Raw genomic sequence first — 15,263 nt, 5'->3', positions numbered from 1 at the left:
AAAAGAACCTGACCACTGAAGCCATTGCCCGCATGAACCTTTTCCTGCATGGCCAAGAAGATTTCGACATCGTCCGTGGCGACACCCTGCGCGAACCCAAACTTTTGGTCAGTGATCGCCTGGAAACCTTTGATTGCGTTATCGCCAACCCACCGTTCAGTTTAAAGGAATGGGGTTACGATCTTTGGTCAGCCGATCCGTATGGCCGTAACCAATATGGTCTGGCACCCAAAACCAACGGCGATTTTGCTTGGGTACAACATATGTTTGCCTCCTTGAACGACAATGGCCGTATGGCGGTGGTGTTACCCCATGGGGTACTGTTCCGTGGCGGTTCTGAAGGTAGCATTCGTGAGAAGCTGCTCAAAGAAAACCGTATTGTCGCTGTCGTTGGTGTCGCGTCTAACCTGTTCTACGGCACCAGCATTCCGGCCTGTATTTTAGTGCTGCGCAAACAAAGACCTGCTGCGCACCAAGATCACGTGCTGATCATCAATGCCGAAGAGATATTCACCAAGGGTCGGGCACAGAATACCTTGTCAGAAACCCAAGCGGATGACATTTACGACATCTATCGAAAAATGCGCACCAAAGGCCCTGAAGCAAATGACATCGACGGGGTAGCGCGTTGGGTTCCCCATAGTGAGATTGAAGAAAACGACTTCAATTTAAATATTGCGCGTTATGTGCAAAAACCGCTTGAAGAAGAAACCATTACGGTAGAAGAAGCGCTAAAAGACTTCCAGCAAAAGCTGGCCGCATTAGAAAAAGCAGAAAATGAACTAGAGGCCCTGCTTATCCAAGAAGGGTTTGAACTATGAGCGCATTAAATAAGAAAAAATTAGAGGATTTACTCTGGGGCGCCGCCGAGTTTTTACGCGGCCAGATCGACGCCTCAGACTACAAGCAGTACATCTTTCCGCTGCTGTTCTATAAGCGACTGTCGGATGTGTACTTAGAAGAGTACACCGAAGCGTTGGAGATCCACGCCGGTGATGCAGAATACGCCGCCATGCCCATGTTCCACCGCTTTGATATCCCACAAGAAGCGCGCTGGGAAAAGGTGCGCCACACCAGCAAAAACATTGGTGAGGCCATTCAAAATGCACTGCGTTTAATTGAAGCCAACAACCCGCGCTTACATGGGGTGTTTGGTGACGCCCAGTGGACCAACAAGGAGCGGTTGCCCGATCATCTGCTATCTGATCTGATTGAGCACTTCAGCAAAATTCCGCTGGGGATTAAATCGGTCGCTCAAGATGATCTGGGTGAGGCTTACGAATACCTAATCAAAAAATTCGCCGACGACTCCGGCCACACCGCTGCTGAGTTTTATACCAACCGTACCGTGGTGCATCTGATGACGCGCATCATGGGCTTAAAGCCCGGTGAAACGGCTTACGATCCCACCTGCGGCACCGGCGGTATGCTACTGAATGCAGTAATGGATTTGCGCACTCACGGAGAGGAATGGAGGTCAGTGCATCTCTATGGCCAAGAAGTAAACCTGCTCACTTCGGCGATAGCCCGAATGAATATGTTCCTGCACGACATTGAAGAATTCGATGTGCTGCGCGGCGATACCCTGGCCGAGCCTAAGTTTATTGAAAACGACCAGCTCAAGCAGTTTGATGTGATATTCGCTAACCCGCCTTACTCCATCAAAAAGTGGAACCGCGACAAGTTCTCCGCCGACCCTTATGGTCGCAACCTCTACGGTGTGCCACCACAAGGCTGTGCCGATTATGCGTTTTACACTCACATCATCAAAAGCCTAAAACCGGATACTGGCCGCGCTGCGATGCTCTGGCCACACGGCGTTTTGTTCCGCGATTCCGAGCAAAGCATTCGTAAACAAGTGATTGAGTCCGATATTATTGAAGCGGTGATTGGCCTTGGGCCAAACCTGTTTTACAACTCGCCGATGGAATCTTGTGTGGTGGTACTCAATTGCAACAAACCCGCCGAGCGCAAAAACAAGGTGTTGTTTATCAACGGCGTGGAACACGTTACCCGCGAGCGCGCCCACAGCCGCTTGTCTGATGATGACTTAGCAGTGCTTTGCGAGGCTTACTTTACACCTGAGAAGCAAAGCGACATTACCGCCTTGGTAGATATCGACGCCATCAAAGAAAATCTCTACAACCTTTCTATCCCGCTCTATGTGCAGGCACAAAACAATGGTGAAGTGCATGATATTGAACATGCCATCGAGGCATGGAAGGTTAGCCGGGTGCAATTAAAAAAGCAGACCAATAAGTTATTCCAAAGCCTTCTAGTGCTTGGATACACGGTTGGAAGCAAGGTGGAGCAGTAAATGACAGAGCAACAATTACCCGAAGGCTGGCAAATGGTGAAGTTTGGTGATATCGCCAAACATATTTCCAAGCGTGTCGAGCCAAGTGAAACCGACCTTGAAATCTATGTCGGGCTGGAACATTTAGACCCAGACAGCTTGAAAATTAAACGCCATGGTGTGCCAAGTGATGTAGAAGGACAAAAATTACTGGTTAAAAAAGGACAAATCATTTTTGGCAAGCGACGCGCCTATCAGCGCAAGGTTGCCGTGGCTGACTGGGATTGTATTTGCTCGGCACACGCTATGGTACTGGAAGCAAATCCGAAAAATGTGATCCCAGAATTCCTGCCATTCTTTATGCAATCCGATGTATTTATGAATCGGGCGGTGTCAATTTCAGAAGGTTCGCTATCGCCAACAATTAAGTGGAGTACTCTTTGTAGGCAAGAGTTTAAAATCCCAAAGCCGGGGTTGCAAAATTCATTGCTGCGTATTTACAAAGCAATACAAAATAGTTTGATAACTAATGACGAGGCAATTTCGTCGTTAAGAATATTAAAACAGAAAACAGCCACCTCTTTTATAAAAGCAGACCACTATAATCATGGCGGCGACTGGTTGGAATCTAAAGTAGGAAGAATCCCATCATCATGGAGCATTAAAAAACTAAATGAAATATTCATCAATAGAGACAACCAAAGGATTCCAATTAAGTCCTCGGACAGGAAAAAAATGTCTGGAGAAATCCCCTATTATGGTGCGTCAGGGATAATTGATTATGTCAATGAATACATATTTGATGAACCATTAATGCTACTTTCTGAAGATGGTGCGAACTTAGTTGAACGGAAGACTCCAATAGCATTTAAAATCGATGGGAAATCGTTTGTTAATAATCATTCTCATGTATACCAGCCAAAAGAATTAATTGACATTGATTTCGTTGTGGAAATTATAGAAAACATGGATATTTCAGGATATCTAACTGGTACCGCACAACCAAAAATTAACAAAGCCAAAGCGGATAGCATATTAATCCCTTACCCACCATTGGACGAGAGAAAGTGTTTTGTTGAGGCGATGCTTTTCATAAACAATAACTTGAATATCCTTATTTCCAAGCATGACACTTTATTAAAGCTAATGAAAAGTTTAACCGAGTCTTGAGGTGGTGAGAATGTTTAACGAAAAAACCGTCACTGAAAATGGAATTATTGACCGTTTAAAGGCATTAAACGGTATCAAATGGACTTACTGCCATGGTGAGAGTCTGCCGAAACAAGCGCAGGATATCTTTGTCGATGAGTGGCTAAAAGACGCGTTGTGTTCGTTAAACTCCGATATTGCCAAGCAGCCAGATTACGCCGATGAAGTGATTTACAAGCTGCGTGGAGTAGTACTGGAAGCACGCCATACCGGATTGGTCAAGGCCAATGAGAATTTTCATGAATGGTTAATGGCTGAGAAATCCTTACCCTTTGGTGAGAATGGCGACCATATCACCATCAACCTGATTGATTTTGACAATATCGACAACAACCACTTTGTGGTCGCGCAGCAGGTACACTATATCGCGGCCACCGAAGTCTATTTTGATATTGTACTCTATGTGAATGGGATTCCCTTGGTGGTGGGAGAAGTAAAAAGCGCCACCCGCCCGAGTGTCACCTGGCAAGATGGTGCCGCCGATTTTATGGGCGGAAAAAAGCACTACTGGAAAAACGTTGAACCCTTCTTTGTGCCCAACCTGCTCTGTTTTGCCAGTGAAGGAAAGACCTTTGCTTATGGTGCCATCAATGCCCGGGTAAAAGATTGGGGCCCTTGGCACAATACCGATCTGCGCGATGACATTTTGCCCGGACTGGCATCAGTGCTGGATAGCTGTGAGGGCTTGTTAAACCCGCAAACCTTATTGCAGTTGTTGGAATCTTTCGCGCTATTTTCAACGGTTAAAACCGGCAAAGACACCCCACCCAAACGCATAAAAATCCTGCCGCGCTACCCGCAATTTGAAGCGGCCAAACAAATCGTTGAACGTGTACGCAAAGGCTACCCGAAAAAAGGCCTTATCTGGCACTTCCAGGGTTCGGGTAAATCGTTATTGATGCTCTACGCCGCCAAGATGTTACGCAGTGACAATCAGCTTAAGAATCCCACTGTATTGATCGTGGTGGACCGCCGCGATCTGGACAGCCAAATAAACGAGACTTTTGGTGGGGCGGACGTTAAAAACCTGATTAAGGTACAGAGCTGTAAAAAACTTGGCCAACATATCGAGCAAGACAGCCGAGGCATTTTAATTACCACCATCTTCAAGTTTAAAGATATCGAGATCGACGATAACAATCCCAATGGTCTTAACAGCCGCGACAACATCATTGTGTTGGTGGACGAAGCCCACCGCACCCAAGAAGGTGGCTTGGGTGAGAAAATGCGCTGGGCTCTGCCACAAGCGCACTTCTATGGTTTAACCGGTACACCTATTTCGGGTATTGACCGCAACACCTTTAAGCTATTTGGCGCCGAGGAAGACCCCGGCCGCTATATGAACCGCTACAGCTACAAGCAGTCGATTCGCGATGGCGCCACCAACCCGGTGAAGTTCGAACCGCGCTTGGCAGAGCTGCGAGTAGATCGTGATGCGATTAACGAAGAGTTCGCAAAGCTCGCCAAAGAAAACAACCTCGACGACGAAGAGAAGGCCGCACTATCTAAACGCGCAGGCAAATTAGCAGTGATGCTCAAAGCGCCAAAACGGATGGCGGCAGTAAGTGCAGATATTGCCGAACACTTCACCAATCACGTTCAACCGAAAAAAATGAAAGGCATGGTGGTGGTGTACGACCGCGATGCCTGCGTGCAGATGTACTACTTGCTCGGGGAAAAGCTCGGCTTTGATGCCGTTGAAGTGGTGATGAACGTTGACCAAGCACCGGTAAAAGTCGAAGAAGGCGGTAAGAAGGACAAGATCAACAAAGACTGGCGCAAATGGCATGACGAACTGGAATTGCCAATTCAGCAAGCGGATTTTGAGCGCTGGCAGCAAATAGACGCCGAAGAGCAAACCCAGAAAGACTTGATCGAAAGCTTCAAAGACCCCAAGCATCCGTTACAACTGATTATTGTCACGGCGAAGTTACTTACCGGTTTTGATGCGCCAATTTGCTACTGCATGTATCTAGATAAGCCGCTGCGCGATCACACGCTTTTGCAGGCGATGTGTCGCACCAATCGTCTGTATGAAACGGACGAGGCGCGCAAAAATATGGGTCTGATCATCGACTATCTCGGCGTATTTGAAAACCTACGTACTGCACTGGCCTATAACCCGGAAGAGATTGATGGGGTGGTTGAAGGCATTGAAGCCTTTAAGAAGATACTGCCTGAGCTACTGGATAAGTGCTTGTCCTTCTTCCCGGGTGTTGACCGAACCTTAGAAGACTTTGAAGGTATTATGGCGGCACAAGAATGCTTGCCGACCAATGAAAAACGTGACGCATTTGCTGCCAGTTTTGGCGTGTTGGCCAGGCTGTGGTCGGCCATTAACCCAGATACCTTCTTAACCCCATACCGCAAAGACTATAAGTGGCTGGCACAAATCTACGAATCGGTACGTCCCGTTGGTCAAACCGGCGCTCTGGTATGGGCGGCCCTTGGCCCTGAAACCATTAAAATGATCCACGAGCACACCGACATCAACCGCATTCGAGATGATATCGATGAACTCATCATGGATGAACACGCCATCTTTACCCTGACCGACAAAGAGCAGGAGCAGCGTGCCAAACGCCTGGAAATTGATCTGATGGGCCGCCTGCGTGGTAGCATCGAGCCAAAGTTTGTCGAGTTGGGCGAACGCTTGGAAAAACTGCGCCAAGACTACGAGGCTGGTGTGATTAAAGCCATCGACTGGTTAAAAGGCCTGTTAGATGCCGCGAAAGATACCGTTCAGGCCGAGCGAGAAACCGGCGAACATGTGGTGACCGAAGAGGACAACAAGCAGGCTTTAACCAAGCTGTTCTTGGAAACTCGCCCTGAAACCACGCCCAAGTTAATTGGTGATGTGGTTGAGCAAATCGACAAGATAGTCAAAGCCACCCGTTTTGAAGGTTGGCAAAACTCTAACAGCGGGCCTAGAGAGATTCAAAAGGCTTTGTTTTTGACGTTGGCTCAGTTTGGACTGAGTAAGGACAAAGAGCTGTTTCAAAAAGCTTATGGGTATATCGAAGAGCATTACTGATGCAAAAGGTGATAGAGGCCGAGCAGAGCGATCTGTTTGATGTGCAGGCCTATGTCGCCTATGCCGATGATCCCATGACCCGGGAAGAGCGAGCGGCTCAAAACAAGTCCATGCTTGGCCAGGAGTTTGACAGCAAGCAGCTATCCTTCTTGAGCTTCGCGCTGGGTCATTATCCCAAAGAGCGGGTCACCGAGCTTGATGACACCAAGCGGGGACCACTCCTCAAGCTCAAATACAACAACGTTCTGGCAGTGCCTTTGCCGAGTTGGGGACTCCTGATGCTGTGCGCCGAGCCTTTGTCGGCCTCCAGAAGTATCTATCAGGGTCAGTGAGGGAGATGAAAAATGTTGCTGTAAAAGCACAACCTGCTCCAGACCATCTCGCGGGTGACAGCAAGGCAAAGGGACTGGTGGTTGACCACATCGGCATCAAGAGCCGGATAAACATGGCTCAGGCCATGTACTCCAAGAGCGATGAGGTCAACTTCGAAGAAATCCGCCAGTCACTTACCGAGGTACGCACCACTTGGATCTGCTGCGCACCCTGTTCCACACATTGATTACTTCTCTGGCGAGCCAACCAAGCGTCGGAGAACTTCAAGAAGTACTAGGGCAGTTAAGCCCATAACCATTCGGAGCGGTGGTCGCAATGGCGGCTACCGCGCACTTTCTTTTGCTGTATTGCAGACAGGCAAGGCGGGATGGCGTGACACCACATATCTATAACCGCCCTTATCTGTGTGCTCTTTGAGGTTGCGTGAGTATGTCGGATTATTTGTTGACCTGGAATCCTGATCAATTTTCTACCGGTGGTGATGGCAGTGCAACCGGCCTACTGGACTATCACGAGGGCGATGAGATCCGCTGGTCTTGTCGAAGTAAACAACCTCAATCTGGAGATACGGTTTATCTGATCCGCCTGGGTAAAGAGCCGCGCGGGATCATTGCCAAAGGGGTCATCACCCAACCCCCGTTTAATGATTCAGACTGGAAAGATAAGGCTCAGAACCGTTCTTACATCAAGTTTGAGTTGCAGGAGTTGCGACAATCTTGCAAGGCGGGGTTATTGCCGATGTTGCTGCTAAAAGCCGCGCTGCCCGGCCAAACCTGGAGTTCGCACACATCAGGGATTGCGATCAAGGCTGATGTTTCTGCTGCGCTCGCGGAGCTGTGGGAGGCCGGTAAGCATCGCCATTCGTTGGTGCAGTTTATGGGCTGGGCAAAAGAACAGAATTTTAATCAGCAGTGGTATGAGGAGTATCAGGATACCTGCCGATTAGCCGAAGAGATAAAGCGCGGTAAGCCGGTGACGGATGCCGATATCAATAAGCTGTGGCGTGATAAATCCAATGGCATCGCCAGTGCTGGCCAAGGGTTAATGTATAATAAAGAGTTCAATAGCAATGTTGAGTTCCTGCGCCAGCTAACCGTGGAAATCATTCAATCTCCCACTCTGGAAACCTATCGTCAGGTGTTTCAACGCTGGAAAAGTGACGGGACATTTGAACGGTATCTGAAGGTCGTTATTAACCGGGTTTTTGGTGCTGCATCCCCCCAAAATTACACCAGTATTGCTGATGGCTCTTGTCTCAAACCTCTGTACCAGGGTCTGCAAAGCCAATTTCAAATTGATATTAAACCAAGTGATGATTGGTTAGAGGACAATCAAACATTACTCGCGGCAGTGACCCCGGTGCTACCCAGTGAGTGGGATGTGTATACCCGTAATATCTTGCTATGGAACCTCTATGAATGGCTCGTTGAGCCAGTGAAAGATGACAGCCATACCCAATCCCACCAGGCTGATAATCAGATTAACGAGGAAGATGCAGACTATATGACTAGCACAGAGCCTGTTCGCACCCAGCCTAAAAATGTCATCTATTACGGGCCACCAGGAACCGGTAAAACCCACCAGTTGCAGCAGCTGCAAGCCCAGTATGCCCATATCCCGGCAACGATGGATGAGTCGCTGTGGCTGCGCGATAAATTGGCGCCCCTCAACTGGATGCAGGTGATAGTGTTGTCATTATTGAGTCTGGGAAAACGCGCCAAAGTGGCCGAGATTGTGAGCAGTAAGTTCTTCCAGACCAAAGCGAGCATTAACGGCCGTACCGATAATCTGGCGCAAACGGCGTGGAGTTATCTGCAGAAATTTACCATCGCAGAGTCGACCACCGTCAGTTACAAGGGGCATAGTGAACCCGGGGTTTTTGATAAATCAAGCGACTCGGTTTGGCAGTTGATCGATGACAGGCTGGAGTTGGTGGATGATTTGGTGCAGTTACATGCTGAACTGACCCACGGGCCGCATTCCGCCGACGAAATCAAACGTTATGCGACAACCACCTTTCATCAATCCTATGGCTACGAAGAGTTTATCGAGGGGTTGAGAGCGGCAACTGACGATGAGGGGAATATTCACTATTCGGTTGAGCCGGGTGAATTCTTAAAGCTGTGTCGCCGCGCCAAGCAAGACCCTTCGCATCAGTACGCGATGTTTATTGATGAGATCAACCGCGGCAATATTTCCAAAATTTTTGGTGAGCTGATCTCGCTAGTTGAGGTCGATAAACGGGCCGGTGGTCAGCACCCCATGACCATTCAGCTTGCCTACAGTGGCAAGCCATTTAGCGTGCCATCGAACGTCGATATCATCGGCACCATGAATACCGCCGATCGCTCTTTGGCATTGATGGATACTGCGCTGCGCCGTCGCTTTGACTTCATTGAGATGATGCCTGATAGCACTCTGTTTGCGGGTCATGATGCCATCGATATCGGCAGCGGTAACACCCTCAGCCTTGGCAAGCTGCTTGATAGGCTCAATCAGCGCATTGAGGTGCTTTATGACCGCGAGCATACGCTGGGGCATGCGTTCTTTTACCCGGCCTATCAGGCGGTAAAAAATGGCGATCACGTTGGCGCCTTGCTCGCACTTAAAGAGGCATTCCAGACCAAGGTGATCCCGCTACTGCAAGAGTACTTCTATGAGGATTGGCAAAAGATCCGCCTGGTACTCGGGGATAACCAAAAGCGAGACGCCAGTGGCAAAGAGGTGGCGGGGCTGCAATTTGTGCAACAGTGCCAGATCGACTTCAAGATGTTATTTGGCAATGACTATGAGCCGGATCAGTTCGGAGTGAACCAGCACCGTTATGAGCTGGCTGATCATGAGCATTCGGTGTGGGATGAGGGCATGGCCTATCTGGCGATTTATGCCCCTGATGTGGCCCAACGCTATGCGCCAGATCATGCACTACAACCCTCTGCTGCGCAGGTCGAAGATGCCACTTCGTAACGATATTGCGCTGTTCGAGTACGCCTATCTGGTCAGCGAGGAGAGCGGTATTACCCCGATCCCGCATGAGGTGGAGGCAATTTCGCCCTTGGCGTTTCGTTACCTCAAGGAGATGGCACTGGGGAGCGGCCAGGATAATCGCCTGTTTCGGCTGTGCAAAAAACTCGGCGCAGAAGCACTGCAGGTACAAAATTATGCAGGGGTGATCTTCACCCCTGATGGCACTCAAGTTGAAGTGTTGCCCAAGCTGGGAAAGCCTGTTCAGGCCAACGATACCGCAACCCCCTCCCCTGCCGCCCGCTGTGAAGAGGCCCGGCATGCGCTGTTGATCATGCTGCGGGCATTGCGGGAGTTTTCCCATCTTCAAACAACGAACGCCAACATCCGCCAGCAAAAAATGCCGTTGTTGGAGGTGTTCATTAGCCAATTTCTTGATTCGGTGAATACCCTGGTCAAGAAGGGGCTGCGCAGTGATTATGTTCGCTGTGAGGAGAATCTGAGCTACCTCAAGGGCAAGCTCAATACCGCCCGTCAGTTGCGTCAAAACATCATCACCAAACACAAGTTCCATTGTGAATATGATGAATTCTTAGTCGATCGCCCTGCCAACCGCCTGCTGCATTCGGCACTGGTTGCGCTGGCGGCCATCACGCGCAGTGGGCATAACCAAAGGTTGCTGCAAGAGCTGACCTTTATCTTTTGCGAGGTTCCGCTCAGTGCCGACTACAAGAGTGATTTTGCCCGCTTGCGCATTGACCGGGGAATGAGCCATTACCAAACGCCGCTGGCATGGGCGAAATTGATTCTAGAGGGCTTTTCTCCGCAAACCATGAGCGGGGGGCACCGGGCAATCTCATTGCTGTTCCCGATGGAGCGGGTTTTTGAAAATTATGTGGCGAAAATGCTGCGAGCCACACTCCCACCGCAGCTGACGTTAACCGCCCAGGCACAGCGCAAACACCTTGTTTCCCATCATGACACTGCATGGTTTCGGCTTAAACCCGATATGGTGATTGAGCAGGGCAGCAAGGTGATCAGCGTGCTGGATACGAAATGGAAGCTGCTAGACCCCGCGAAAGGGAACGGCACCGATAAGTACGATCTGCAGCAAGGGGATTTTTATCAGATGTTTGCCTATGGCCATCACTACTTTGATGACCCTGATGGAGACAGAGAGATGTTCCTGGTGTATCCAGCCCACCGCGGATTTCAGGAGCCGATAGCCCAGCCATTTGATTTCCCAGTTGCTGGCCAAAAAACCATGCGCTTATGGGTGGTGCCGTTTGTGATTGATTCCATTGAGTCTCGCTTGGTGCTGCCTGCTCAATGCCAGTTACAGCTGCGAAGTTTGCAGTGAAGCGTTCAGAGTAAGAGTAAAAGTGAAGGTTAGATGGCACCAACAGGGGCCAACTGGCTCAACATGCAATATGGTTGGGGTAGCAAACGGCTAGTAAGGTATTTATGCGACCAGTGTGCCCAACTACGTGTGAGTGAAATACAAGGCCTATCACGAAAAAGCCAACAAATACAATAAGTTAACAGATATTTGGCACGTACTTATGCGACCATTACGCGTACGCGCGCGCATGCGCGAAATATCATGCTATGAGAACAATGTATAGGTCTTGTTGATACCCATGTCAGCACCTATTGGTGAAGAGCCCTGATCGATTAAACTGGAGCGCAGCCAAAGTCCCCGTCAGTGGCGCACAGACGGGGAGCCCGAGACGGCTAGCATCATGATGATGCCAAATGGTGTGCTAAACCATCCACATTGGCTGGCCTTCAGAATTCGACCGTGGCACTGATTATCCGCATAGAGTAATGAAGGAAAACCAAGAACTAAAGATGATGCCTTTGGCAAGTATCCATCGGCTGCAGGCTTCACCAAAACCTCTATGTGTGTCAGATGCCAAGGGATTTGAACTCGCATCTTGTGAAGGTTGTAAGGCAACGGAATGTTCTGGATGTGTCTTTTAAGAAGGGGTGGTTTTACCGTCAGTACCATCAATAGTACCACAAACATAAACAGTCAACTTATTAAATACATTAAAATCAACAACTTGCAACTCAAATTCAGACTCCCCCAGCCCAAACGTTTGGAAAGGGCCACCTCGCAAGAGGTGGCCCTTTTTTATCGAATTTATCTAGCAGCGTGAAAGCCTCAACGTCTCATAAAAAGCGCAGGGGAATATTCCCACTGGGGGGCTGTCACGTCCACAAACAGGTCAATACCACGCCACAACCGAGCATGCTCACGGAGTGCTTGCTGATAGGCCCAAGTAGCGATGGCAGTAGAACGCTCGGCATCGACGCTGACCAGAGGGGCCAGCTCGTCCGTGAGGTACGCCCCATGGGTCAGGATATTCTGCTCGTACCAAGCATCCCTGTGCTCGGGAGCGGCAAGAAAATCCCGTTTGCTCCGATTACAGTTGGCGTGTGCCAGTACGAAGTTGTGGCCCAAATCGATTGGATAACGACGCCAGGGGATGAAATGGTCTACCTCACCACTCCCGTGTATCGCCTTGTTACAGTAAAAACAGGTTCCCCCCTGCAAGTCCCTCAATACCTCTCCTACTCGCCCCAGCGCCTGACGGCTTGAACCAAATAGAAAATTCTCCAACCTCACACTGGGGCCAATCAGTGGCTGATTACCCTTGATGTCGCAGATAAGCTGTAACCAATGCTGCCGGGAGAGGGAGACCACCAGATCGTAAAAGCGGTGGAGACAGTAGAGAATGCCGGGGTTAAGGCAGATATGATCCGCGCCCCTTTGATGAGGATAGAGGTGGCACTCCTCTCGCCCACCCAATATCTGCAGACGCCACAAGGGCCCCTCAACAAGGATGCGCCGAACTCGGGCAAGAAGAGACCGCCAGGCGTCGTGAAGACGCAGTGCAGTTACCGAGCGGACCCCCTCTGCACGCAGCCGGGACAACTCCGTCAGCATGATGGCCTGACGACCGCTGCTCTGTTTGAGCAAGGTAGCCGTTTCTCCCGTCGCCGAGTAGGGCAGACTGTGCTGCCAATAAAGCTCCACAAACTTGGTGGCCAGTTCGTCCAGCGTAATAGTGCGCGCCGCGGTCAGATCATGGGTCTCGGTACTGCGCTCAATCGCGATATCTGCAATCCCGTGAAGCAAGGCGCACTTGTAAGTGGCCACAAAATCGCCTTCGGTAAAGATGCGTTGCAGATAGGCAATAAAAGCGAGTTGTTGCTCAGGGGAGGCGTGCATGTTCGCCCCCAAGGATCAGACTCTGCCAACTCAAGCCGCTACGCGCCAAGGCATCCTCCTGTGGTTCTGACACATGGAGCAGTGTCATCCCCTCCTCCAATGCAAGCCGCTCCACTTCATTGACAGCTACCGGATACATGGCTCGCTCCCGCATCTCCTGCTCCGAGATAACCAGGCGCAGACTCAGTACCAGATAACCATCTGGTGAGAGCAGCTCATGAAGGCGTGCCAGCGCCAACGGGCGAGACTCCGGGGGAGATGCATCCAGACAGCACTGAGCAAAATCAGATCAAAAGTACCGGTCACGCGAGAGAGAGCAGGCATAGCGTCATTGACCCACGCCACCGCAGCCTCACGGGTATGACATTGCCCCTGCGCAGCGAGCGCCTGACAGGGCTCGACAGCGACCACCGTGTTGCCCTGATGGAGCCCCGCTAAAAACGCGGCATCCCGACCACTGCCAGCCCCCACATCAAGCACCCTGCGCGGCGCAGCAAGGAACCAACGCTCCAGCAGAGTGAGCCCGTCGCCGTGAACGGCGCACGCAGATACCTGTTGGTAACGGGTCGCCAATGCGCTGGCATGACACTGGTAGTAGTCGAGGGACACAATGCGTTCCGAACGGAGAGGGAAGGGAAATAGTCTCACAAGATCAGTGGGTTGACCATGACAAGGACGACACTTTCCCAACATGAACCATTAAGGATGCAGGGACATTTACCAAAACGGGATACCAGCCAAAAGAACTGAGACCAGAGGGCTCTGAATGATGCCACCGCCCAACATTTCGGGTAATATTCGGCCAACTTACTGATCTCTTGGCACTTATTATCGCCATGAGAGGTCAACGCCAGATGGAGATGGCTATTAATGAACTCGACTGATGTCGTGGCCCTGTTTGGGGATGACAAGATTCTTTCCTTTGACCTTGAACTGACCCGGGACGAAAAACTCCGTCATCTGGGGGCGCTCCTGGCTGATCGTGAACTCAATCTCAAGGGCACGCAGGATCTCGTACTCAAGGAGCTAAATGCGCTGGCACAAGGGGCAGATGTAGTCCTTGGTCACAATATTCTCGATTTTGATCTCCCTTGGTTGGCCAAACAGGCTGTACGTCCCCAGTTGCTTCTCGAAAAGCCGGTAATAGATACCCTCTATCTATCTCCCATTGCCTTTCCAAAAAACCCTTATCACCGATTGGTAAAGGATTACAAACTGGTTCGGGATACCCTCAATGATCCGGTCGCGGATGCAAAGCTCGCATTGCAGATTTTCTCGGAACAGCTGATATCACTGCAAACCTTACCCCTGCCCCAATTGCAGCTTTATCAATATCTGTTCAGCCAGGGAGTCATGGCGCAATTTAATACCCAGGGTCTGTCACTGGTGTTTGCAAGGCTTACGGGCCGTCCTCCAGTAAGGGTCTCCGAGCTACCCACTCTCATCAAGAGCATTGCCCATGAGAAGGCTTGCCCCAATAAGCTCAACCGGGTGATTGGCGATGCCCTGCGTCAACCTATGCAGCTGTTACCGTTGGCTTATGCCTGCGCCTGGTTGCCCGTTTCCGGCGGCAACTCTGTGCTGCCTCCCTGGATTTGGCGCCGCTTCCCCCAGACCGCAGAGATCATTCACACAGTTCGTGAACGTCACTGCGGTCATGCTGACTGCAGCTATTGTCAGGAGAACCACGATGCACGCCGCCATCTGCAGCGAATCTTCGAGCTCGACAACTTCCGCAACCTGCCTGATGGGACGCCATTGCAGAAGACCTTGATCGAGGAAGCCATGGCTGGCGTCGCACTGCTCGGCATACTCCCTACCAGCGGTGGCAAGTCGCTCTGCTACCAGCTCCCGGCACTGGTGCGTAACCAGCGAAGCGGTGCTCTCACGGTCGTGATATCCCCCCTGCAGGCACTGATGAAAGATCAAGTGGACAACCTTAAACACAAGGCAGGTATTGAAGGGGTTGCCGCTATCTCGGGGCTGCTGACGCTACCAGAGCGAGGCGCGATTCTTGAACAGATCCGCATGGGGGATATCGCCTTGCTCTATATCTCCCCCGAGCAGTTGCGCAGTTGCGCAACCGCACAGTCAAACAAGCAATACGACAACGTCAAATCGGTGGCTGGGTATTTGACGAAGCGCACTGCCTGTCGAAATGGGGACATGATTTTCGCCCTGACTATCTC

General features: G+C 50.5%; 12 protein-coding genes. 9 read left to right on the top strand and 3 right to left on the bottom strand.

The window, feature by feature from the left end; all coding sequences use genetic code 11:
* The 8 genes from DBR30_RS02975 to DBR30_RS02940 all read left to right on the top strand — a co-directional run.
* Nucleotides 1–821, top strand: an 821-nt coding sequence (locus tag DBR30_RS02975; RefSeq protein WP_146181350.1) for an N-6 DNA methylase, incomplete at its 5' end; no start/stop codon positions are given.
* Nucleotides 818–2,317, top strand: coding sequence for a type I restriction-modification system subunit M (locus DBR30_RS02970; RefSeq protein WP_108541427.1), 1,500 nt, complete (start codon nucleotides 818–820; stop codon nucleotides 2,315–2,317). The genes DBR30_RS02975 and DBR30_RS02970, both read left to right, overlap by 4 nt.
* The gene (locus tag DBR30_RS02965; protein WP_108541426.1) at nucleotides 2,318–3,466 is read left to right on the top strand and encodes a restriction endonuclease subunit S; all 1,149 of its coding nucleotides are present in this window, start codon (nucleotides 2,318–2,320) and stop codon (nucleotides 3,464–3,466) included. It abuts the gene before it with no gap.
* Nucleotides 3,467–3,476: 10 nt separating this feature from the next.
* Nucleotides 3,477–6,539, top strand: a complete 3,063-nt coding sequence (locus tag DBR30_RS02960; RefSeq protein ID WP_108588179.1) for a type I restriction endonuclease subunit R — start codon at nucleotides 3,477–3,479, stop codon at nucleotides 6,537–6,539.
* Nucleotides 6,539–6,871 carry a type I restriction-modification enzyme R subunit C-terminal domain-containing protein gene (locus DBR30_RS02955; protein WP_258224264.1) on the top strand — a complete coding sequence of 111 codons (333 nt, stop codon included), beginning with the start codon at nucleotides 6,539–6,541 and terminating at the stop codon, nucleotides 6,869–6,871. Before DBR30_RS02960 ends, DBR30_RS02955 begins: the two co-directional genes overlap by 1 nt.
* 5 nt (nucleotides 6,872–6,876) lie before the next feature.
* A complete protein-coding gene (locus tag DBR30_RS21145) occupies nucleotides 6,877–7,098 on the top strand; it encodes a hypothetical protein (protein WP_219927545.1) in 222 nt (73 codons plus the stop codon).
* A 203-nt stretch (nucleotides 7,099–7,301) separates the two neighbouring features.
* Entirely contained in the window at nucleotides 7,302–9,839 is a 2,538-nt protein-coding gene (locus tag DBR30_RS02945; RefSeq protein WP_108541040.1) for an McrB family protein, read from the top strand.
* Nucleotides 9,826–11,196 carry an McrC family protein gene (locus DBR30_RS02940; protein WP_108541041.1) on the top strand — a complete coding sequence of 457 codons (1,371 nt, stop codon included), beginning with the start codon at nucleotides 9,826–9,828 and terminating at the stop codon, nucleotides 11,194–11,196. Before DBR30_RS02945 ends, DBR30_RS02940 begins: the two co-directional genes overlap by 14 nt.
* An 807-nt stretch (nucleotides 11,197–12,003) precedes the next feature.
* Here DBR30_RS02940 and DBR30_RS02930 read toward each other — a convergent pair.
* Genes DBR30_RS02930 through DBR30_RS21550 form a run of 3 tightly spaced genes read right to left on the bottom strand, consistent with a single transcriptional unit; the run spans nucleotide 12,004 to nucleotide 13,683 of the window.
* A complete protein-coding gene (locus DBR30_RS02930; RefSeq protein ID WP_108541038.1) occupies nucleotides 12,004–13,074 on the bottom strand; it encodes an HNH endonuclease in 1,071 nt (356 codons plus the stop codon).
* On the bottom strand, nucleotides 13,058–13,213 hold the full coding sequence (locus DBR30_RS21555) for a hypothetical protein (protein ID WP_258224263.1): 156 nt from the start codon (nucleotides 13,211–13,213) through the stop codon (nucleotides 13,058–13,060). Before DBR30_RS21555 ends, DBR30_RS02930 begins: the two co-directional genes overlap by 17 nt.
* Before the next feature lie 44 nt (nucleotides 13,214–13,257).
* Entirely contained in the window at nucleotides 13,258–13,683 is a 426-nt protein-coding gene (locus tag DBR30_RS21550) for a class I SAM-dependent methyltransferase (protein WP_258224262.1), read from the bottom strand.
* Nucleotides 13,684–13,944: 261 nt separating this feature from the next.
* Here DBR30_RS21550 and DBR30_RS02920 point away from each other — a divergent pair.
* Nucleotides 13,945–15,263 (top strand): DEAD/DEAH box helicase (locus DBR30_RS02920; RefSeq protein WP_219927544.1); only part of this gene is annotated, 1,319 nt, incomplete at its 3' end.

It is taken from the genome of Aeromonas sp. HMWF017, from assembly GCF_003061465.1.
GTDB classification, from domain to species: domain Bacteria; phylum Pseudomonadota; class Gammaproteobacteria; order Enterobacterales; family Aeromonadaceae; genus Aeromonas; species Aeromonas veronii.
Note: the sequence above shows the minus strand (reverse complement) of the source record. Positions and strands in the feature narration are given on the sequence as shown.

Bases quoted from the DNA above. Each gene is read 5' to 3' on its own strand.
- DBR30_RS02970 (WP_108541427.1), top strand. From the start codon at position 818: ATGAGCGCATTAAATAAGAAAAAATTAGAGGATTTACTCTGGGGCGCC.
- DBR30_RS02965 (WP_108541426.1), top strand. From the start codon at position 2,318: ATGACAGAGCAACAATTACCCGAAGGCTGGCAAATGGTGAAGTTTGGT.
- DBR30_RS02960 (WP_108588179.1), top strand. From the start codon at position 3,477: ATGTTTAACGAAAAAACCGTCACTGAAAATGGAATTATTGACCGTTTA.
- DBR30_RS02955 (WP_258224264.1), top strand. From the start codon at position 6,539: ATGCAAAAGGTGATAGAGGCCGAGCAGAGCGATCTGTTTGATGTGCAG.
- DBR30_RS21145 (WP_219927545.1), top strand. From the start codon at position 6,877: ATGAAAAATGTTGCTGTAAAAGCACAACCTGCTCCAGACCATCTCGCG.
- DBR30_RS02945 (WP_108541040.1), top strand. From the start codon at position 7,302: ATGTCGGATTATTTGTTGACCTGGAATCCTGATCAATTTTCTACCGGT.
- DBR30_RS02940 (WP_108541041.1), top strand. From the start codon at position 9,826: ATGCCACTTCGTAACGATATTGCGCTGTTCGAGTACGCCTATCTGGTC.
- DBR30_RS02930 (WP_108541038.1), bottom strand. From the start codon at position 13,074: ATGCACGCCTCCCCTGAGCAACAACTCGCTTTTATTGCCTATCTGCAA.
- DBR30_RS21555 (WP_258224263.1), bottom strand. From the start codon at position 13,213: ATGTATCCGGTAGCTGTCAATGAAGTGGAGCGGCTTGCATTGGAGGAG.